The sequence below is a fragment of the Brevibacillus sp. genome (genome assembly GCF_003521185.1).
GTDB lineage: Bacteria > Bacillota > Bacilli > Brevibacillales > Brevibacillaceae > Brevibacillus > Brevibacillus parabrevis.
Genome location: NZ_DOTK01000037.1, coordinates 141,500 through 161,517 on the forward strand (window position 1 = coordinate 141,500; position 20,018 = coordinate 161,517).

Sequence of the window (20,018 nt, forward strand, 5' to 3'; positions counted from 1 at the left end):
AGGCCATTAGACGCTTGCCAACCTCGGGAGAGCCTTTTTTATCGCCAAAAAAACCGCCATCCTCTGCACACAGCTAGAGAATGGCGGTTTTCATCTTTTTAATGGACTGACGATTGCCTGACAAGCCTCAGGAAGCTTCTGAGATCGTACTCGGCACAGGAGCCTGTTGCACTTTTTTATTCGTATGAACGAGCAAAATGTTCAAAATCACAGCAGTCAGCGAGCCTGTCACGATGCCGTTTTGCAGCATCATTTTCGCCAAAGTCGGCAGTTGGTCAAACATCGTTGGAACAGCTGCGGAGCCAAGACCGACTGCGATACTGCAAGCGGCAATCAGCAAGTTTTCGTTTTGGCGAAGATCCACCTGCGACAAAATGTTGATGCCGGACGCTACCACCATGCCGAACATCGCGATCATGGCGCCGCCCAGCACGGCATTCGGCACAACGGTCGTCAGGGCAGCCAGCTTCGGCAAAAGGCCGAGGACAACCAGCAGGCCGCCGGCTCCGATCATCACATCGCGCGTTTTGATGCCTGTCAAGGAAACCAGACCAACGTTTTGCGAAAAGGCTGTGTACGGGAAGGCATTGAAGACACCGCCCAAAACGATCGCGATTCCTTCCCCGCGCAAACCTTTGACTACGTCTTTGTCCGTAACCTTCGTATCGGTTACTTTTCCAAGCGCAAAATAAACGCCAGTCGACTCAGCCATACTGATAATGTTGACCAGAATCATCGTCACAATCGCCACGATGGAAAATTGCGGGGTGCCGAAGTAGAACGGCTCGACCACGCTGAACCAGGACGCCTCCGCCACATTGGCGAAGCTGACCATGCCCATCGTGTACGCCACGACCGTACCGATCACAAGGCCGAGCAGGACAGAAATCGCCCGAATAAATCCGGTAAAGAAACGGTTAATAACCAAAATGATAACCAATGTACCCAAAGCCAAGAGCAAGTTTCGCGGGGAACCGAAATCAGGCATGCCCTGGCCGCCAGCCGCGTTGTTCATCGCCACAGGAATGAGCGACAAGCCGATAATCGTCACGACGGAACCTTGCACCACCGTCGGGAAAAACCGCAGCAGCTTGCCAAACAGGGGAGCTGCCAATACTACAAACAAACCGGAAACGATAATGGCCCCGTAGGCCGTCGCCAAATTGCTCGTCGAGGCAATCGCAATAATCGGCCCTACCGCTGTAAACGTACACCCGAGCACGACCGGAAGACGAATCCCGGTGTAACGCGTGCCGATCACCTGCAACAGGGTGGCGATCCCGCACGTAAACAAGTCAGCGGCAATCAAATAGGCAATCTGGGCGGGAGTCAGGTTCAAAGCCCCGCCAATAATGAGCGGCACGACAACAGCACCGGCATACATCGCCAAAACGTGCTGCAAACCTAAAGTAACTATCTTTTGTTTGGATAGCATGAAGTAATCTTCTCTCCTCTTGATCGATCGGTTTTAGACGCGAACAGATTCCGGTTGAATAAAGTGAATGCCTTCTGGCGACATGGACTCGATACGGGCCAACGATTCAATGCGCACACCCGCTTGCTCCAGCAGTCCGCGACCTTCCTGGAAGCTTTTCTCGATCACGGCTCCGATGCCGACCAGATGAGCATTCGCATCTTTGATGATTTGGGTCAACCCAATCAAAGCTGCTCCTGTCGCAAGGAAGTCGTCGACGATCAGCACGCGGTCATCGGCAGACAGGTACTGCTTGGACACACTGATCTGATACGTTTCCTGGCGGGTAAACGAGTGCACAGGAGCCGAGTACACGTCTTCCGTCAGCGTCACGGCCTTTTTCTTTTTCGCGTATACAAAAGGCACACCGAGGGCAAACGACGTCGCCAGCGCAAAATGAATGCCGCTTGCCTCAATCGTCAATACTTTCGTAATCTTTTCACCTGCGAAAAGCTCGGCGAAGCGCTCCCCGATTTTCATCGTCAGCTGCGGGTCTACCTGATGGTTCAAAAACGCATCCACCTTCAACACGGATGCGGACAACACTTTGCCGTCCTGGACAATGCGCTCTTGCAATTCCTTCATCTGTTCTTCCTCCTCCATCAACACTCGGACGTTGCCTGCCAACGCCACTCGCTCAAACCTGGTGAAAAAAATAAAAGCCCCGAACGGACAGTTCACAAGCAGGCTCAGGTAATAAAACCAACGCCAAGTGAAACTGTCCCTCGGGGCATTTTTCCCTTTAGGTGCAGCACGCCAACAAATGCGTGTCAGCGCCGTTCGAATCGGGATAAAACCACTCCTTTTGTTGCGAAGAACAAAGGAACGGCAGCCGCGATGCCAAACAGACGCTATTTCACTCGTAGTCAGGCGATTTACGGTCACCCGGTAGAAACTGTTGGGCCTTATTCCCAAAATTATACGAGCACTTCTTCTGCCTATTACCCAGCCTGTTTGCTGGGTCTTGACCAAATCTATCACAACTGGCTTGCTGTGATCAAGGGTAAATTTCTGAAAGTCTGCCAAGCTGTTTTTGCTTGCTGAAAAACGGAAAAAACCCCCGAAGCTTCGAGGGTCTTTTCGTTTATCGCTTAGGCTTTTTGCTGCGATGCTGCATCGTCATTTTCTTCCATTTGTCTTTCTCGGCCGCTGCCAGCCTGGCGTCTTCCTTGCGCGCCAGATGAGCCAGTTCCCGTTGCAGCTTCAAATAGCTGTCGAAGCGAGCCTGCTTCAATGTGCCATCCGCAATCGCTTCCCGGACGGCACAGCCCGGCTCCCGCCCGTGCTGGCAATCGCTGAATCGGCAGTCTTCCGCCAGCTTCTCGACATCGTCAAAAGCGCCACGGAATCCTTCATCGGCTTCCCACAGCTGCAATTCTCTCATTCCCGGCGTGTCGATCATGAGAGCGCCACCTGGCAACTGGAACAGCTCGCGGTGCGTCGTCGTATGCCGTCCGCGATCATCTCCGTCGCGAACGCCGCTTACTTTTTGACGGTCTGCTCCGCTCAGCTTGTTGATCAGCGTCGATTTGCCGACCCCCGACGAGCCCATGAGCGCCACCGTCTGTCCGCTGCCCAGGTAAGGTGCGAGCTGTTCCAGCCCTTCTCCCTGCTCTGCACTGACTACGTGCACGGGCACGCCGATCGCAACGGTTTCCACTTCAGCCATGCACTTTTCCAGATCGTCGCACAAATCAGCCTTGGACAGCACGATCACCGGATTGGCTCCGCTTTCCCAGGCGAGGATGAGATAACGCTCCATCCTGCGTATATTAAAGTCGTTGTTCAAGGCAGTCACCAAAAAGACCGTATCGACGTTGGCTGCCACGATTTGTTCTTCGACCGTTTCCCCGGCCACTTTTCGCGAAAACTTGCTCTTGCGCGGGAGCAGCGCATGAATCGAGGCTTTCTTTTCCTCGGGACGCGCCTTGATGACTACCCAGTCTCCTACCGCCGGATAATCCTCGCGACCCGTCGCCTCATAGCGCAGCTTGCCCGTGACTTCGCCCAACAGCTCGCCATGCTCGCTCATCAGACGGTAAATGCGTTTATGTTCCAGCGAGATTCTTCCCACGCTGAAGCCTTCTTCGGCATAAGGGGCAAACAGATTGGCAAAATGCTCATTCCAGCCCAAAGATTGCAATGTTGATTGATTGGTTGCTTGATTCACTACGGATTCCCCCTGCAAATGGTTAATGATTGGCCGTACGCCAACACCAGTCGCAGTCGAATCCTCATTTTGTGAACGGTGTTATTTTCCGCTTGAAAGGAGGATTCCTGCGACGAAACTTCCTACACTCTGAGCGTTTTTCATGTTTGACATAAAACATCTCTCCTTTTCAAGACCGCACCATTTATGGTTTGGAATCATTTTCCCAATCATTGTAACATACAACGCGGCGTGGCAAAAGCGTCAGTCTCCACCGCCGCCTCCGCCGCTGTCTCCGCCTCCGCTATCACTGCCGCTGCTGCTGCTGTAGTCACTGCCGCTGTCGCTGCTTCTCCAATCTCCATCTGTATCACGGTCGCGATGGTGATGGCTGCTGTCGGCGTAGAAGGAGCTGCTGCTATCGGTAGAATTTGAGTACGAGCGTCTGGTTGTGCCAGTTTTGGCTTTGTTTGCAAAGACAATGACTAAGATTACAAATACGACGACGATGAGAATAAAAACTTCCATCTGTATCCACTCCCTCTCCATCCTACAAGAAACAATGTTTGTTACCTAAGTATACCACAAGCTTGCTCCCACTTTTGGAATCAGTTGGAACGGTCAGCCTGCCCACATGCGCATCAAAAAGGCATGCAGCCTATCGGGACACATGCCAAAAGTTTCATTACCGAACATGGTAAAAGTATTACAATACGTTATTTTCAAAGCACAACACAGAATGACCTCCGATAGAGTTATTGAAGCCACTAACCATCCGGTGCGTAGGTTATAATGCTGAGATGTATTTTTAATGTCATCCTTATAACATTGAAATCATATAAAACACTAATTTTACAATAATAAGAGAAAAGTCCCTTTATTTACAAAAGAACATGATGTATTTATAAATATGTAAAAGAATTACAAGTAAGGGGGATTCTTGTGAAACTTCGCAAGTCTTTAGTAGTTTTTACACTGCTACTTACGTTATCCGTATTGTCGTCAATTTCCGCTTTCGCCGCGACATCTTACGTCTATAATGGGGATATTTCCTCAGGGTGGTGGTCGTCAGGGGTAATGAATAGTACGAGTAGCTGCGGTTATGATGGTAAAAGCTACTGGTATTATGGTAGCAGTAGTCCAACTTCTACGGGAGAGTGGGCCAAAGAACTTAATGGACGTACTGAATACGCGGTTTACATTCCGAGTTGTAATTCTACTGGTTCCGTCAAATATCATGTTTGGTATGAAGATGGGCAAAGGGTAGATCTTAATGTAAATCAACTCAACTATTCTAATGAATGGGTTATTCTAGGAACATATTATGGAGATAGCTACTCATCAATAGGTATGTCAAATAATTTGGCTTCTTCGTCATCCAAAGTTGTTTGGGACGAAGTTCGATTTAAGAACTAAATTTGTCAGGGGGGAGCACTATCATGAGCAATTCAAAAAAGATCATAGGCAGTATTGTTGCAGGTGCCACTTTAGGAGTCGGTATATATGGATATATGCACCTTAGTAAACCGGAAATAACGGAGGCTAATTCGAAATCACAATACGTCAATTCAGTAGCAGAGTTAAAAGAAGAACCAATCATTGGTGCAAAAATGTTTAAAGCCAACGATAATTACGGTTCCCTTTCAGGGACTATCGTCAAAACGGGTGAAGTAGAAAATTCTATAACCGAGGTAGTTATAGCGCAGCCTGATCGTTATTACGTAAAGTTTATTCCTAATTCAAATGATAAGGACGTTTATTTTGAAGCAGTTAACGATGGAAAATCAGTACAAATCAAGGAAGACAAAGGTCAAATTGTTGAGTCTAATCCATTTCCAACACAAAGTATAAGGGAATCACAAAATTTAAAGGAAAATAAGAAAGATGATAACGAAGTTAGGCTTAACTTAAACGGTACTTTCCTTCCAATTGGGAACGTCAATGAGATGCTTCACCCCGAAATGTATGTACAAAGTGTTTTTAGAAGAGGCGACATGAATGTTCTTGGTGAGGAAAAATATTTGGAAAGAGATGTAACCGTGATTGAAATCTCGAATGCACAACTTAAAATTGGGGACAGGCAGAAATTCTGGATAGACAACAAAACTGGGATAGTTTTAAAAACAGTACTGTATGATGATGATGATGAAGTACAAAGTCAGTATTTTGAAAGCATCGAATTTAATAATAAGAAAAACACGGGAACGTTTAAGTTGTTTAAGTAAAGTAAAATATTAATATCAAATATAAAATGCAAAGAGAACCCCAACTAGCTGGTTCTCTTTGCATTTTTCCTTGTTATGAAAGAAAAGGGAAGTAGCTGCGTTTGTTCATTCAAGCTAAATCTTTGCGAGGGGATAGCAGAATCGGGAATGCAGGGTGTTATTATTTACTGGGATATAGCTGATCCCCTAGACGGCACTGAAGTGGCAGCGATGTGGCAACTACTGGCTACAAAGGACATTGATGAAGGTCTTGAAGTTGTAAGTGAAAGGATTTTATAAACAGTACTTAAAAACCGTATGAAAGAATTAACAGGGTCCGCGTTAAGTCGATGCCTACCTCTTCCTATTAAGTCAGGTGCGAGCAAAACGACGAGTATAGAATTACTCTATCGAAATTGGATCAGTTACTTTTCAAATCCGCGGAGATCGTTTCTTCCTTCATTTATGCACCGTCTAACGTTTACGCAGCACTCGACCGAACACAGCGAGAATCGGAATCAGCAGCAAGCCTGCCGTAATCAAGGAAGCGCGAATCGACAGCCGATGCCCGATCCAGCCGACTACAGGTCCCCCCATCGTCTGTCCAAGCGCGTTGGACTGGCTCATCATCGACAAAACCGTCGCCCGCACACTGCTCTCGATATTCAAATTCAGCCACGTCTCGTACAAGGGACTGGTGAGTGAATCGATCACGCCGATCATAAGCAAGGCAACCAGCGCCCAGCCAAAATCGGGGGCGGTAGCAAAAGCGATGACCGCCGCGATTTTCAAGGCCGTCAACACGAACATGCCGACGACGACGATCCGTTCGTTGTTGACATCCAGCCGCTTCTCGGCAAAGCTGACAGCGAACAGCCCAAGCAAGCTGGACAGCGCAGCGATGATTCCGAACCACATCGCCATGGAAATCCCGGCAACCTGCGGGAAGCCGATCTCGGAAATCAAATGCGCTTCATGCAAGCGGTCATACCCTTCGGAAGCTGCTCCTGTAAACAGCGTCACCAGCAAAATCAACAGCAAAATCGGCTCTTTGCGAATGACTCGCGCTCCCGACAGCCACGTCTCGCTCATCTCTTTCCACTGGGACGTGCCTTTCTCCCTCTCTCTTGGGGTAAAGCCCGTTTCTTTCATAAAGAAGATCAGAAAAACGCCCAGTGCCAGGTAGATCAACCCGCCAAACAAATACGGCAAGTTCGGGGCCAGCGTAGACAGCCACACACTCAGCCCGATTCCGAGCATATTCGCCAAAAGCGAGTAACGCTTCGCGCGCATAAAGATGCTGCCCAGCTTTTCCTCGCCCACCTCATCCACAATCCACGCTGTGTCGGCTCCACTGACGAACGTATCGCCCACGCCAAAAAACAGTTGGGCAATCAAGACCCAAACAAACGCAGAGACAAAAGGCAGCCAGCCATCGAGCACGGGAAGAATCCCTTGCAGCGCAAAGCCGATCCCCAACAGAAACATCCCGATGATAATGGACAGACGGCGGCTGTACGTATCGGCCACCACGCCTGTCACACCCTCAAACAGCAGGACGGACAGCTCCAGCACCATACCGACCAGCAAAAGCTCGAACGGGTTCAGGCCCAATGTCGCGATGTAAAAGATCGCGTAAGTCGTAAACATCGTCGTGTTGGCGAGTGACGCCATAAAACGTTTGACCATATATACAGTCGTTGCATTCATAACCATGGAAGCAGTCTCCACCTATTCTGGCAGAGGACACGTTCCGTCATTTTTCAGCCGTGAACAGGCTACTTCAATCGTTCCTTATCGCGAAGAAAAACCGCACGTGCCGCACTGCCGATTGTATTGTTTTCCTACCTGTTTACTTGCTTGCTCCAATTTGATGACTGACATCATTTAACACCTCCGAAAGTAATTAGTCATAATTATAAGGAGATTCCGCCCAAAAAGGTAGGGGAAAATAAGAAACCGCGCAGCATGTTGCTCGCTGCACGGTTTTTCCCGCCGTGTTTCTTCTCCGCTACTCTATCTCTCTTATGCTTTCTTTCTGAACAGCCCCACGATGGAGAGCAAGAGCGCCAGTCCGGAAAGCACCAGAGGCAACGTGTTGCTTGTGCCTGCGCTTGCTGCTGCTTGACCGGTCGCAGGAGCCGGAGTTGTCGCTTCTGCTGCACCATGGCCATGATCGTGTCCAGCCTCGCCAACACCTGCTTTGACAGTCGTCACGGACGCTGGAGTCTTGGCATCCTTGTCGCCTGTCCACTCCACTACCTCGCCATCCGCATACGTTTGGTACGCTTTCCACGCCAGCGTGCCTTCTTCTTTCGGATTCGCCCCGACAAAAGCGAACTCCATGAACTCGTGCGCTTTGATCCCGCCGTTTGTCGCTGTCCAGACAAGTGCCGTGTTCACGCCGTCCTTGTCTTTTTCAAATTCATAGCTCCAGCCAGGAACAGGCTGAACGGTGTTTACTTTTACGCCAGCCGGAAATTCCAGCTTTACCTTCACTGTGTTGACGTCTTTTTCTACAGGAACGCGAACGGTGTATTTTTCATACGATCCGGTAGTCGTTTCTTTCGGATAGACGTTGACGTGCGCCTGTGCTGCTGTCGCGAGCGTCAGGACAGCTCCTGCCACCAATACACTGCTCATCCATTTTTTCATGTTCATCGAGAAAACCCTCCTAGTTTGTCGCTGCTTGCATAAGCGGCTTGTGTGTTTGTCGTGTCTGTTTTGTTTGTCGCGTCGGTCGGGTAGTTGGTTTGACTCATCCACAGCCCTGCCAACACAGCGACGATGCCAAAAACGATTTCCCAGCGCAGCCACTTCCTCTGCAACTGGTTGCTTCCCCGCCAGCGCTTTGTCTGTCTGTAGGCGAGCGCCAGCATGATGACGACGCTGACGATTTTTCCGTACAGCAGGTAGTTCCAGGCAAGCGAGCTTGCGAGAATGCTCGTCACGTCCGTTTGTACGAGCAGCATGAATACTCCCGTCACAACAGCAAGCACAGCCGCTGTCGCAACCAGGCGCAAAAAGAACCGCTTGAACGGCTCATTGCCCCGCTCCGCCTCTTTGGACACCAAGAGCAGGTAGACGAGCGCCCCCAGCCAGAGTGCCACTGTGAGCACATGCAGCAGCCGCAGCACGATCGACAGCCAGACGGGAACAATTCCCCAAGCATGACCGCCAAAAGCTTGCGCGCTGATCAACAACACCCATATGCCCGCATACCAGCCAGACACCATGCCCGGTATCGCCAAAAGCAGCAAGAGAATAAAGGAGACGATCAGCATGACGGCAAAGGGAGACTGCATCAGCAAGTTGCTGTCCACATGCAGCAAGGCGTCGGTCAAAGAAACAGCCTTCAGTGACTCGTCGTACAAAAACCAGAGAAAAATAAGTCCCACGATCGCAAGCGCCCAGCCGATCTGTCTGCCGATTCCGATCAGTGCCGCGAGCTTCGGCAAGCCGTAGCGCTGTCCCCACGCTGCGATCAAATACAGTCCGCCGCCCAGCAAAATGATCCCTTGGGCGAGGTAGCGATACACAATCAAGTAATTCGTGTCGGTCTTGTTTTCACCCGGCGGCACGACTACCGCGCTCTTTTGCCCGATCGAAAAGGTCAGGCGCTCCTCTACCGGATGGCCGTCCTCGGACACGACCGAGACGATGACGGAATACGTGCCTTCCGCCAAATCGGCCGGAAGCTGCGCATTGGCCTGCGAAGCGTCTCCCGGCTGAAGAGTCGGGCGTTGCATTTGTATTTCTTTCCCGTCCCAATCAAACAAACGTATGGTGACAAGGTCAGGCTCCAGTGTTTCGGTAAACCTCATGGAGATTTGCCCCGGATTCGTCTGTAGCAGCTCGCCGTCTTGCGGACTGCTGCCCATCATGCCGGCATGGGCGTAAGCCAAATTCGTTCCAATCGCAAGCACCAGAAAAAAGGCCAGCGAAAGCACGGTCCATAGTCGCTTTATGCTGTGCATCAGCATATCACCTACTTCCTTCGCCTTTTCGTCCTTAATCCTATCAAACTCGTCTACTTTTCTGTATGGCTCCATCGGGCTATCTGCTGTGACGATTTTTTGAAGCAAAAACTGGCGTTCCCGCCCTTCTTTCCCTGGTGCAGGTAGTTTTTCCATAATCGTCCTGACCCCATCCGTGCCCAAAACAAAAACCGAGACAGGATGCTTCATTCATCCCATCTCGGTTCTTCTGCTTGTGGCAATTCGGTTTATCGGCCGCTCTTCATCTCAGTCCAGTAGCGGTCGTATTCTTGCAACGTATCTCCGACATCAACCAGCCACTCGGCGCGGGCGATGTCCGCTTTGTCCAGGAAGATCATTTTGTTCGCGCGATATTCTTCGCTGTGCAGTGGATATGCCTGTTCGTTCGGGTTGCTGTAGCCGATCGACTCGTAGTTTTTCACGCTGACTTCCGGCTCCATCAAGTAGTTGATGAATTTCTCCGCCAAATCTTTGTGCTTGGCTCCTTTTGGAATCGCCAGCGTGTCTGCCCAGATCGTCGCGCCCTCTTTTGGAATGACGTACTCCACATCCGGGTTTTGTCCGTTAATAATCGCAGCGTCGCCAGACCAGACCGTACCGATCCACGCTTCTTCCGCGATCATTTTTTGCTTGATGTTGTCCGTATCAAAAGCCATGACGCTCGGCAGCACTTTTTTCAGATCAGCGAACGACTTTGCCAGCTCGTCCTTGTTTGTTGTGCTGTTGGAGAAGCCGTTTTTGATCAGAGCCATCCCCATCACTTCACGCGGGTCGTTCAGCATGATGACGCGACCTTTGTACGCTTCGTTCCACAGATCGTTCCAGCTTGTCGGCGTTTCTTTGACATACTTTTTGTTGTAGGCAATCCCGGTGATTCCCCACGTGTACACGAGCGAGTATTTGTTTTCCTTGTCAAAAGGAGGCGTCTTGAACGTAGACACGATGTTTTTCATGTTCGGAATGTTTTCTTTGTTCAACTCTTCGAGAAGGCCGAGCTGAATCATCGTTGCCACCATGTAATCGGACGGCTGAATCAAATCGTAGCCCGATGCGCCAGCCTGGATTTTTGCCAGCATTTCCTCGTTGCTGCCGTACACGTCGTAGTTGACTTTGACATTGTACTTTTGCTCGAAATCTTTGATGACATCCAGGTCAAAATTGTCTGCCCAGCTGTAGATGTTCAATACTTGCTGCTCGGGTTCGGACGACGAGGAGCAGCCGACAGCTGTCACTGCGAGTACGGCGGTCAAAGCGCCGATCATCATGGATTTGAAACGTTTCATTTTTTCTTCTCAACCTCCAAATCGGTATGGGATACGTCTGGTCAACTAAAAGTGAATCTGACCGTTTTTGGAATCTTTGCGGCGGAAAAGCTCGGCAATAATCACCAGCAGCACCGTGCTTGCGATCAACAGCGTCGAAAGCGCATTGACTTCCGGGGATACGCCGCGTTTTACCAGGCCGTAAATGTACAATGGCAGCGTGGTCGAATTAGGACCAGCTACGAAGAACGAAATAATGAAATCATCGAGCGACAAAGTAAACGACATCAAAAAGCCAGCGACGATTCCGGGCATGATCAATGGCAGCGTCACATGACGCAATGTTCCCCACGGGGTAGCGCCCAAATCTTGCGCCGCCTCCTCCAGCTCTTTGCCCATATCGGCCAGGCGGGCGGAGACGATCACCATCACATACGGCATGGAAAAGGTCACGTGGGCCATGATGAGTGTCCACTTGCCCAACTCCATGTGCACCTGGCTGAACAAGACGAGAAGGGCAAGTCCCATCATGATCTCGGGAATCACAATCGGCAAGTAGATCAGCCCGTTGACGACATTGCGCCAGCGCAAGGAGTAATGCTTGATGGCGAGCGACGCAGCCGTGCCCAAAACCGTTGCCAGCACGCTGCTGATCACCCCGATGGACAGGCTGTTCATGAGCGCCTGCATGACTTGTCTGTTGTCAAACAAAGAGACGTACCACTTCCATGTAAACCCGTTCCACGTCGCGTTGATCCGCGAGTCATTGAACGAATATAGAACGAGAATCGCAATCGGCAAGTACAAGAAGACCAGCATCAGCCAAGAGTAGCCGGAAAGCGTATGTCTGCGCCACGTTTTCATGCTGCCCCCTCCTTTGCCTCGCCCGCTTTGACAGCGCGGAAGTACAGAAGAATCAGGAGCATCGACAACAGCATCAACACGATCGACAATGCCGAGCCAAACGGCCAGTCACGCGCCGAAAGGAACTGGTTCTGAATCACGTTTCCGATCAGGGCCGACTTCGCCCCGCCCATCACGTCCGGCACGACGAACATCCCGATCGAGGAGACAAAGACGAGAATCGATCCGGTGACGACGCCTGTTTTGGTCATCGGCAGCGTAACGTGCCAGAAAGCTCTCCACGGAGTCGCTCCCAGATCGTACGCCGCTTCCAGCTTGCGGCGATCCATCTGCTCCAGGGACACGTAAATCGGCAGCACCATGAACGGCAGCAGCGTGTACACCATCCCCAAAAGCACCGAACCGGAATTGTACAAAAGCGGCAATGGCTCCGTAATAATCCCTAATGATTGCAAAATCGTATTGACGACCCCCTGGGAGCGCAGGATGATCACCCAGGCGTAGGAACGGACCAGAAAGTTGATCCAGAACGGAATCATCACAAGCAACAGCCAAATTTGCTGGGACGACTTTTCCAGGCGGGAAATGTAATACGCAAGCGGATAGCCGCACACGATCGACAACACCGTTGTCAAAATGGCAACTACCAGCGTGTCCGCAAAAATTTGCCCGTACAGCGGGTCCCAAATGCGCACGTAATTGTTCAGCGTAAATTCATAGACAACTTGCCCGTATGTGCCTCTTTTGAGGAAGGACATCAGCGCAATCATAAGCATGGGCAGGACGAAAAGCACACCCATCCACAAAAGGGCGGGTGCTGCGAGCAGTTTTACCGGCTTTTTGTTCAACAAGTCAGGATCACCTCGTCCGTCTGCGCCCAACCAATGGCTACCCGATCTCCCACCTTCCAGTCCAGACCGTCTCCTGCGTACTGATGGGCCATGACTGTCATGTCTTGACCGTCGAGGCGGATGAACACTTTGCGCAGGTTGCCGAGGAATACCGCGTCAGCAATCGTTCCCAGCTTTTTGTGCTTGTCCTTGTCTGCTTCTGGCTGGTACAGCTTGATCTTTTCCGGGCGGACAGCTGTATTCGTCCCATTGTCGCGGAAAATGTTGTTTTCCCCGATGAAAGTAGCGACGAACAGCGTCTGCGGATGGTTGTAAATCTCGGCAGGAGAAGCGATCTGTTCGATCCGTCCTTTGTTCATGACGGCGATCCGGTCCGACATGGCCATTGCTTCTTCCTGGTCATGGGTTACGTAAATAAACGTGATCCCGAGGTTCTTTTGCAGATTTTTCAGTTCCAGCTGCAAGCTTTTGCGCAGTTGGTAGTCCAGGGCGCCAAGCGGCTCGTCCAGCAAAAGGACGCGCGGATTGTTGATGATCGCCCGGGCAATCGCCACACGCTGCTGCTGGCCGCCGGACAGTTGCTTTGGCGTACGTTTTCTCAGCTCGGTCAGCTGCACGTACTGCAAAACTTCCTCCAGGCGCTGTTTTTGCTCTGCTGCACTTACTTTTTTCATTTTCAAACCGAACAAAATGTTTTGTTCGACAGTCATATGCGGAAACAGGGCGTACTGCTGGAACACCATGTTCATATCCCGCTGATAAGGCGGCACATGGGTGAGCGGCTTCTCGTCGAGGAAAATATCCCCGGAAGTCGGCTCCTCAAACCCTGCAATCATCCGCAAAAGCGTCGTCTTGCCGCAGCCGCTGGGGCCGAGCAACGTCAAAAACTCCCCTTCTTCAATGGAGAGAGAAAAAGAGGGGACGACGACAGTACCCTGAAAGCTTTTTTCAATTGAATCCAGATGAATAATCGTTTTCATTCCGTCATCTCACCATATGTCATTATACTCATAGCAACAATCTAGGTAACTATATCGTGTATGTCGACTTTTGTAAACAGTTTCACCCGCATTGGTCCTGATTTTTTTGCGGCTGGTCCCTCCTGTCAGCGGACAAAAACAAACGGAGCAGCCCAACAGTCTCTGCTCCGTTTTTCCTGTGCGTTTGTTCTTACAAAGATTGCGATTTGAGCTTCCCGTTGGTGTCTACCGCGGTTCCTTTTTTCTTTCCCAGGAAATTCGTCCCGATGACACCGAGAATGATCATGAGCGCTCCGAGCAGGTGGTAGTAGGCGATCTGTTCCCCGAGAAGCGCCACACCCCCGGCAATCGTCACGAGCGTTGACAAGTTGTTGAAAACACTCATCTTCGACGCTTCCATTTTCGACAAGGCAAAATTCGTCATGAAAGATGTCACCAAAGAAGACAGCACACCCAAATAGAGCACCGAGATAATAAACGACGAATGCGTGAGCGGCAGGAAAAACTCCGACAGCGTGCCGTTTGCGCCATGCTGGATCAAGGCCAGCGCGTTGAAGGCCAAAAAGCCGATTACGGAAACCATATACGTGACGTCTATATAATGGAAGGCTTTCGTCATCTTCTTCGCCAACACGCTATACCCCGCGAGCGACAAGGCCGAGAGCAAGATCAAAATGGTGCCGAGGCTGCTGCCCATCCCTACCCCTGCGCCCTTCATCGCGAAAATGAACACGACACCTGCTACAGACAGCAGCGTACAAAACTTTTGCAGCCACGTAGATGTCTCGCCGAGAAAAAAAGCGGCCATGACCATCGTGAAAATCGGAACGGTGGCGACAATGATCCCGGCTTCCGACGCGGTCGTGTACACCAGTCCAAACGTTTGCAGCCCGAAAAACAGCGCCGGATAGAGCAAAGCCAATGGCAAAATGACCAAAATGTCGCGCGGCTTGATCGACAGCCGGACCCATCCGAACAAAACGGGAATCGTCGCGGCGACAAAAGCGATCGTAAAGCGGTGCGCCATCGCGTCCATCGGAGTGGCTGACGTCAGCGCCATTTTTACGAAAATAAACGACAAGCCGACGATCATGGCATTCAAAAGTGCGGCCCCTATAGCTTTATGTTGATCCTTCAAGCTGATCTCTCCCCAATCGTTGCCTATGCAGCAATTATTTCCTGCTTTCATAGTAATGGGGCGGCAATCATGCTACAATGCAAAAAAAGACGATCTGTACCGATACAAAGTCCATGCGCCAGGAAGGGATTTCATGCATAAATATTTGCAATTGCAGAACGAGTTGGAGACGCTGATCGAGGGCAACACCTACCAGGATGGCGACAAGCTGCCGTCCATCCGCGAGTTGGCAACCCAATATCAATGCAGCAACAGCACGGTGATCCAGGCGCTGAACGAGTTGGAGAAACGTCATCTGATCTACTCGGTAGACCGCAGCGGCTTTTACGTCGTCAAAAAGCAGCGAGACAGCGAGCCAAACAACTGTAACAGCATCGACTTCGCCACCTCTGCCCCTGATCCTGACGTGTTTCCGTACCTTGACTTTCAACACTGTATCAACAAAGCGATTGAGACATACCGCAACGACCTGTTCCTGTACGGCACCGCCAAAGGGCTGCCTACGCTCATCCCCGTGATCGCCAAGCATTTGGCCAACCATCAGGTTTTTGCCAAGCCAGCGAACATCTTCATCACATCCGGCGTTCAGCAGGCGCTGTCGCTTTTGTGTACGATTCCGTTCCCCAACGGGCGGGAAACCGTCCTGATCGAGCAGCCGAGCTACCATCTGTTTATCGATTACTTGCAGATGCACAACATTCCGGTGACTGGGATCATGCGAACGGCGCAAGGAATTGATCTGGACGAGCTGGAGCGCATTTTCCGGACAGAAAAGATCAAATTTTTTTACACGATGCCGCGCTTTCACAGCCCGCTCGGAACGTCGTATACCCGCAAGGAAAAACAGCGCATTGCCGAACTGGCCCACCGCTACAACGTTTACATCGTGGAAGACGACCATATGGCAGATTTGGAGCATGACAGCAAGGCAGACCCGCTGTTCTCCTACGATCGTTTCGAGCGGACGATTTACATGAAAAGCTATTCCAAAATCATTTTTCCCGGGCTGCGCCTCGGTGTCGCCGTCATTCCCGATGCGCTGTGCGAGTCGTTTTTGCAGTTCAAACGGCTGCGGGACATCGATAGCTCCATGCTGTCCCAAGCCGCGCTGGAAATTTATTTGAAAAGCGGCATGTTTGAACGGCACAGGCAAAAAATCCGCCAATCGTATCAGCTCCGATCGAAGCTTCTGACAGAAGCGCTGCTCGCCCATGCAGCCCGCGCTGACGCTCTGTTTGCGTTTCGCCCTCTGCCTTATCCGGGGATTCACACGCATCTTGTGCTGGACCCGCGAGTTGACGCATCCCGTCTGATCCAGCTGGCTAAAAAACGCTCGATCTTGTTGGAAGCGGCAGACAGGCATTATTTGCCCCTGTTTCCCCGGGAAAATATTTTGAAGCTGAATGTATCCAACGCCAAGGCCGAATCGGTGGAAAAAGGAATTGACGAGTTGATGGCAGTATTGCATGCGATGCGGTTATAATGAAAGAAAAAAGTTTTTGCAAAAGCAGCAACCGTAACCATATTTCGGGAATATCCGTCTTAATTTGTATACAACATCGTTACGCCACACGACTCTACCCATTTTTATCCGTCGCAGCAGGCGGATCGCATGAGATGGACAAAGGAGAATGAAATGGTTCAGAACGTTTTAGATTTTTTGATGGAATACGGCATTTGGGGAGTCGTCATCCATTCTTTTGCAGACGCCGTCATCTTCCCCATTCCTGTATTCTTTCTGCAAGTTTCATTAAGCCTGATTGATCCATCCGCTGCTTTATGGATTGCAACCGCAGGATATATCGCGTGTCTGGTTGGTACACCCGTCGGCTACTTTCTCGGTAAACTGCTCGGCCACTCTGTCCTGTACAAACTGCTCAAAAAAGAGTGGATTGACTCGGCAACCGAGATGTTTCAAAAAAGAGGCGAAGTCGCCATTTTTGTCGGCTCCTTCACCCCGATTCCGTTCAAAGTATTCACGATCTTGTCCGGCTGTCTGAATTATCCGCTCTGGAAGCTGATCGGTTATGCCGCAATCGGCAGAGCCGTGAAATTTTACCTCGTCGGTTTCCTGTTTTACTTTTACGGGCGGATGGCGGAAAATATGGTCGGTCACGCCTCCCTGTACGTGTTCTTGCTGATGATCCCGATTTTGCTGATCGGACTTTTGGTGCGAAAAATGCGGGCCAAAAAACAGCTGATGCAAACTGCCAACAAGCAAGCAGGGGAATGATCAGCTTGTAGCCTGGCTTGAACCGTTATTCAGAAAGGAGCTGCAATATGAGCCAAACATATAAAGTCATGATTCAGCACCGAATAAACTACCCTACCCCCATTGAATTGACTCAAGGTCAAACCGTCATACTCGGTCGAGTCGACGATGATCCCGACGGTTGGAGGAACTGGAGGTACTGCTATACGCTTGACCATAGCATGGAAGGCTGGGTGCCTGAACAGATTATTCAAGCAAAGGACAAGGAAGGCATCATTACGGAAAATTACTCCGCAAAAGAGCTAGATGTAAATGAAGGAGATACGGTTGAGTTGCTCCAAGAGCTGAATGGCTGGGGATGGTGTATGTCCACCAACCGGGAATACGGATGGGTTCCGATGCGAAATCTTCAGCTTGCAAGCCAATAGCAATCTCTTTTTTCGCAAACGCTCGCTTCTATCTCTATATAGGAAAGAAAGAGTCCCTGTCTAGCCGTCAGGGACTCTTTTTGGGACAAACCCTTATGCTTTTTTCACGCGAATCGCTTCTTCCTCAACTTCCACCACGATCTTGCGCACATCCGCTTCCTCCATCAACAGATCGGCGATGCCATCTTCGACCTGCTGGGCGATCACGCGACGCAGCGGGCGTGCCCCGAAAGCGGGATTGTAGCCCAGCTCAGCCAACATTTCTTTGGCAGCGTCTGTCACTTCAAGCTCGATTCCTTGCTCGCCGAGATTCAGCACGACTTCCTGGAGCAGCAGCTCCACGATTTGCACCAAGTCTTGTTTTTCCAGATGAGCGAAAGAAATAATCGAGTCGAAGCGGTTCAAAAATTCCGGTTTGAAGTACGCTCCCAGCGAATCAAGCACAGTGCCAGGCTGCTGTTCCTCGGCGCCGAAGCCTAACGCTTTTTTGCGCTCAGCCACTCCGGCATTGCTCGTTGCGATAATGACTGTTTCCTTGAAGCTCACGGTACGGCCCTGGCTGTCTGTCAGGCGGCCATCCTCCAAAATTTGCAGGAACATGTGCATGACGTCCGGGTGCGCCTTTTCGATCTCATCCAGCAAAATGATGCTGTACGGATTGCGGCGCACTCGCTCGGTCAACTGTCCCGCTTCCTCGTGGCCCACATAGCCTGGAGGCGAACCGATCAGCTTGGAGACGGAATGCTTCTCCATGTATTCGCTCATGTCGAGGCGAATCATCGATTCTCTCGTGCCGAACAGCTCCTCGGCGAGCGCTTTGGACAGCTCTGTCTTCCCTACGCCAGTCGGTCCGACGAACAGGAAGGAGGCAATTGGCCGATTTTTCGGCTTCAACCCGGCGCGGCTGCGGCGAATCGCCTTGGCGACCTGTGCGACAGCTTCCGATTGCCCGATGACTTTGGCTTCCAGGTGAGCAGCCAAATTTCTCATCCGCTCCTGCTCGTCGCTTTGCAGCTTGCGGACAGGGATGCCTGTTTTTTGCTCGATCATCTCCTGAATATCCGATACTTCCACTTTCGTGCGATTAGCGGCCCCATCAAGCTGATCCAGCTTGCCGAGAATTTCCGCTTCCTCATCGCGCAGGCGGGCAGCTTGCTCGTAATTTTCTTGCTCGGTCGCTGCTTTTTTCTCCTGGTTAATTTGCGCCAGACGCTCATGCAGCTGGCTCGTATCTGCCGCAGAAGAGCGGAGATTCAGCCGCGATCCGGCTTCATCCATCAGGTCGATCGCCTTGTCAGGCAGGAAGCGATCCTGGATGTAACGATGCGAGTATTCGACGCAGGCGCGGAGCACGTCATCGGAGTAAGCGACCTGGTGGAAAGCTTCGTATTTCGGACGCAGTCCTTGCAAAATCTCGATAGCGGCCTCCACTGTCGGCTCTTTGACCATCACAGGCTGCAAGCGGCGCTCCAGCGCGGCATCCTTTTCAATGACGCGGTACTCTTTTAAGGTAGTGGCCCCAACCAGTTGCAGCTCGCCGCGCGCCAGGGCAGGCTTGAGAATGTTTCCGGCGTCCATCGAGCCTTCCGCAGAGCCTGCTCCCACCAGCAAATGAATTTCATCCACGAACAGGATGACGTTTTTGCGCGATTGCAGCTCGGCAATCACTTGCTTCATCTTTTCCTCGAATTGTCCGCGAATCCCCGTGCCTGCGACCAGGGAAGCCACGTCCAGCACGTACACTTGCTTGTTTTTCAGCTTGGCAGGCACTTGACCTTCCGTAATGCGCAAGGCCAGACCTTCGGCAATTGCCGTCTTCCCTACACCCGGCTCCCCGATGAGCACCGGGTTGTTTTTGTTGCGGCGGTTCAAAATCTCGATCACACGCTCGATTTCCTGGTCGCGTCCGATGACCGGATCAATCAGCCCTGCGCGGGCCGCATCGTTCAGATTGCGCCCCAGTTCGTCCAGAAGGCCGCCTCTGTCCGCAGTTGTCGCCTGTCCCTTCATGTTCGGCTGTTGACCGCCTTTTGCATGGGCCTGCGCTTGTGCGAAGCCTTGCAGGAAGTCGTCCAGACCGGAGAAGGAAGAGAACGGGCTGAAGCCCATCCCTACTCCCATTTTGCTGCCGAGCTTGGCATTGCACTCCCGGCACAGGTTGTAGGCTTGCTGCTTGTCTTGCACGCGTATATGGACGGACACAGTTGCTTGTCGTTGTTTGCAGATTTCACATTGCATGTTTCATACCCCCAAAATCATGCTTTTGGATTTTTTCTTATTTGTGTGTTCGACAGGTCAACGGTTGTTTGACCATTTCTGACCTTCGATGACTTTATTATAGTTTGACCTTCTTTGACTTTCAAGAGGGTAACTTTGGATTTTCTGCTTTCGCTTGGGAGAAGCTATACAGGACGCAGGTTCTCTCTTGCTTCGCCAGAAAACCCTTCCTATAATGAGG

18 protein-coding genes and 1 riboswitch are annotated in these 20,018 nt (G+C 51.1%); of the genes, 6 read left to right on the plus strand and 12 right to left on the minus strand.

The window, feature by feature from the left end:
* Positions 1-127 precede the first annotated feature (127 nt).
* From DEP07_RS10910 to rsgA, 3 genes are all read right to left on the minus strand, one after another.
* Entirely contained in the window at positions 128-1,435 is a 1,308-nt protein-coding gene (locus DEP07_RS10910; RefSeq protein ID WP_122963835.1) for a nucleobase:cation symporter-2 family protein, read from the minus strand.
* Between the two features lie 33 nt (positions 1,436-1,468).
* Complete coding sequence (locus DEP07_RS10915; RefSeq protein ID WP_173596797.1) at positions 1,469-2,059, minus strand: xanthine phosphoribosyltransferase; 591 nt, start codon at positions 2,057-2,059, stop codon at positions 1,469-1,471.
* Between the two features lie 258 nt (positions 2,060-2,317).
* Positions 2,318-2,419: riboswitch (purine riboswitch) on the minus strand.
* Positions 2,420-2,558: 139 nt separating this feature from the next.
* The gene (gene rsgA, locus DEP07_RS10920; protein ID WP_173596796.1) at positions 2,559-3,644 is read right to left on the minus strand and encodes a ribosome small subunit-dependent GTPase A; all 1,086 of its coding nucleotides are present in this window, start codon (positions 3,642-3,644) and stop codon (positions 2,559-2,561) included.
* 231 nt (positions 3,645-3,875) lie between these two features.
* Between rsgA and DEP07_RS10925 the strand changes: the two genes are divergently transcribed.
* The 3 genes from DEP07_RS10925 (at position 3,876) to DEP07_RS10930 (ending at position 5,848) form a co-directional block, all read left to right on the plus strand.
* A complete protein-coding gene (locus DEP07_RS10925) occupies positions 3,876-4,058 on the plus strand; it encodes a hypothetical protein (protein WP_167470271.1) in 183 nt (60 codons plus the stop codon).
* 642 nt (positions 4,059-4,700) lie between these two features.
* Entirely contained in the window at positions 4,701-5,039 is a 339-nt protein-coding gene (locus tag DEP07_RS27805) for a golvesin C-terminal-like domain-containing protein (protein ID WP_441299847.1), read from the plus strand.
* Positions 5,040-5,062: 23 nt separating this feature from the next.
* Positions 5,063-5,848: a hypothetical protein gene (locus DEP07_RS10930; RefSeq protein WP_274874182.1), complete on the plus strand. Its 786-nt coding sequence runs from the start codon at positions 5,063-5,065 to the stop codon at positions 5,846-5,848.
* A 453-nt stretch (positions 5,849-6,301) separates the two neighbouring features.
* On the opposite strand, the gene DEP07_RS10935 is transcribed toward DEP07_RS10930, so the two are convergent.
* The 8 genes from DEP07_RS10935 to DEP07_RS10970 form a co-directional block, all read right to left on the minus strand.
* Positions 6,302-7,543 carry an MFS transporter gene (locus tag DEP07_RS10935; RefSeq protein ID WP_217022355.1) on the minus strand — a complete coding sequence of 414 codons (1,242 nt, stop codon included), beginning with the start codon at positions 7,541-7,543 and terminating at the stop codon, positions 6,302-6,304.
* A gap of 309 nt (positions 7,544-7,852) precedes the next feature.
* Positions 7,853-8,488: a YcnI family copper-binding membrane protein gene (locus DEP07_RS10940; protein WP_122963829.1), complete on the minus strand. Its 636-nt coding sequence runs from the start codon at positions 8,486-8,488 to the stop codon at positions 7,853-7,855.
* Positions 8,485-9,960 (minus strand): copper resistance CopC/CopD family protein, encoded by a 1,476-nt coding sequence (locus DEP07_RS10945; protein WP_287102456.1) that lies wholly within the window; start codon positions 9,958-9,960, stop codon positions 8,485-8,487. Before DEP07_RS10945 ends, DEP07_RS10940 begins: the two co-directional genes overlap by 4 nt.
* A gap of 92 nt (positions 9,961-10,052) precedes the next feature.
* Entirely contained in the window at positions 10,053-11,108 is a 1,056-nt protein-coding gene (locus tag DEP07_RS10950; RefSeq protein ID WP_122963828.1) for a polyamine ABC transporter substrate-binding protein, read from the minus strand.
* Positions 11,109-11,153: 45 nt separating this feature from the next.
* Positions 11,154-11,951, minus strand: a complete 798-nt coding sequence (locus DEP07_RS10955; RefSeq protein WP_122963827.1) for an ABC transporter permease — start codon at positions 11,949-11,951, stop codon at positions 11,154-11,156.
* Complete coding sequence (locus DEP07_RS10960; RefSeq protein ID WP_063228172.1) at positions 11,948-12,751, minus strand: ABC transporter permease; 804 nt, start codon at positions 12,749-12,751, stop codon at positions 11,948-11,950. Before DEP07_RS10960 ends, DEP07_RS10955 begins: the two co-directional genes overlap by 4 nt.
* Before the next feature lie 44 nt (positions 12,752-12,795).
* Positions 12,796-13,782: an ABC transporter ATP-binding protein gene (locus DEP07_RS10965; protein WP_287102457.1), complete on the minus strand. Its 987-nt coding sequence runs from the start codon at positions 13,780-13,782 to the stop codon at positions 12,796-12,798.
* 190 nt (positions 13,783-13,972) lie between these two features.
* The gene (locus DEP07_RS10970) at positions 13,973-14,920 is read right to left on the minus strand and encodes a DMT family transporter (protein WP_287102458.1); all 948 of its coding nucleotides are present in this window, start codon (positions 14,918-14,920) and stop codon (positions 13,973-13,975) included.
* Between the two features lie 133 nt (positions 14,921-15,053).
* Here DEP07_RS10970 and DEP07_RS10975 point away from each other — a divergent pair, with 133 nt between their 5' ends.
* From DEP07_RS10975 to DEP07_RS10985, 3 genes are all read left to right on the plus strand, one after another.
* Positions 15,054-16,403, plus strand: a complete 1,350-nt coding sequence (locus DEP07_RS10975; protein ID WP_122963824.1) for an aminotransferase-like domain-containing protein — start codon at positions 15,054-15,056, stop codon at positions 16,401-16,403.
* Positions 16,404-16,556: 153 nt separating this feature from the next.
* Positions 16,557-17,153, plus strand: coding sequence for a YqaA family protein (locus DEP07_RS10980; RefSeq protein ID WP_122963823.1), 597 nt, complete (start codon positions 16,557-16,559; stop codon positions 17,151-17,153).
* Positions 17,154-17,200: 47 nt separating this feature from the next.
* A complete protein-coding gene (locus tag DEP07_RS10985) occupies positions 17,201-17,560 on the plus strand; it encodes an SH3 domain-containing protein (RefSeq protein ID WP_122963822.1) in 360 nt (119 codons plus the stop codon).
* Between the two features lie 93 nt (positions 17,561-17,653).
* Here the strand turns inward: DEP07_RS10985 and DEP07_RS10990 are convergent, their stop codons facing one another.
* Complete coding sequence (locus tag DEP07_RS10990; protein WP_173596792.1) at positions 17,654-19,798, minus strand: ATP-dependent Clp protease ATP-binding subunit; 2,145 nt, start codon at positions 19,796-19,798, stop codon at positions 17,654-17,656.
* Positions 19,799-20,018: the final 220 nt, after the last annotated feature.

Bases quoted from the DNA above. Each gene is read 5' to 3' on its own strand.
- DEP07_RS10910 (WP_122963835.1), bottom strand. From the start codon at position 1,435: ATGCTATCCAAACAAAAGATAGTTACTTTAGGTTTGCAGCACGTTTTG.
- DEP07_RS10940 (WP_122963829.1), bottom strand. From the start codon at position 8,488: ATGAACATGAAAAAATGGATGAGCAGTGTATTGGTGGCAGGAGCTGTC.
- DEP07_RS10960 (WP_063228172.1), bottom strand. From the start codon at position 12,751: ATGGGTGTGCTTTTCGTCCTGCCCATGCTTATGATTGCGCTGATGTCC.
- DEP07_RS10935 (WP_217022355.1), bottom strand. From the start codon at position 7,543: ATGGTTATGAATGCAACGACTGTATATATGGTCAAACGTTTTATGGCG.
- DEP07_RS10955 (WP_122963827.1), bottom strand. From the start codon at position 11,951: ATGAAAACGTGGCGCAGACATACGCTTTCCGGCTACTCTTGGCTGATG.
- DEP07_RS10930 (WP_274874182.1), top strand. From the start codon at position 5,063: ATGAGCAATTCAAAAAAGATCATAGGCAGTATTGTTGCAGGTGCCACT.
- DEP07_RS10915 (WP_173596797.1), bottom strand. From the start codon at position 2,059: ATGAAGGAATTGCAAGAGCGCATTGTCCAGGACGGCAAAGTGTTGTCC.
- DEP07_RS10950 (WP_122963828.1), bottom strand. From the start codon at position 11,108: ATGAAACGTTTCAAATCCATGATGATCGGCGCTTTGACCGCCGTACTC.
- DEP07_RS10990 (WP_173596792.1), bottom strand. From the start codon at position 19,798: ATGCAATGTGAAATCTGCAAACAACGACAAGCAACTGTGTCCGTCCAT.
- DEP07_RS10945 (WP_287102456.1), bottom strand. From the start codon at position 9,960: ATGGAAAAACTACCTGCACCAGGGAAAGAAGGGCGGGAACGCCAGTTT.
- DEP07_RS10985 (WP_122963822.1), top strand. From the start codon at position 17,201: ATGAGCCAAACATATAAAGTCATGATTCAGCACCGAATAAACTACCCT.
- DEP07_RS10975 (WP_122963824.1), top strand. From the start codon at position 15,054: ATGCATAAATATTTGCAATTGCAGAACGAGTTGGAGACGCTGATCGAG.
- DEP07_RS10980 (WP_122963823.1), top strand. From the start codon at position 16,557: ATGGTTCAGAACGTTTTAGATTTTTTGATGGAATACGGCATTTGGGGA.
- DEP07_RS10965 (WP_287102457.1), bottom strand. From the start codon at position 13,782: ATGAAAACGATTATTCATCTGGATTCAATTGAAAAAAGCTTTCAGGGT.
- DEP07_RS27805 (WP_441299847.1), top strand. From the start codon at position 4,701: ATGAATAGTACGAGTAGCTGCGGTTATGATGGTAAAAGCTACTGGTAT.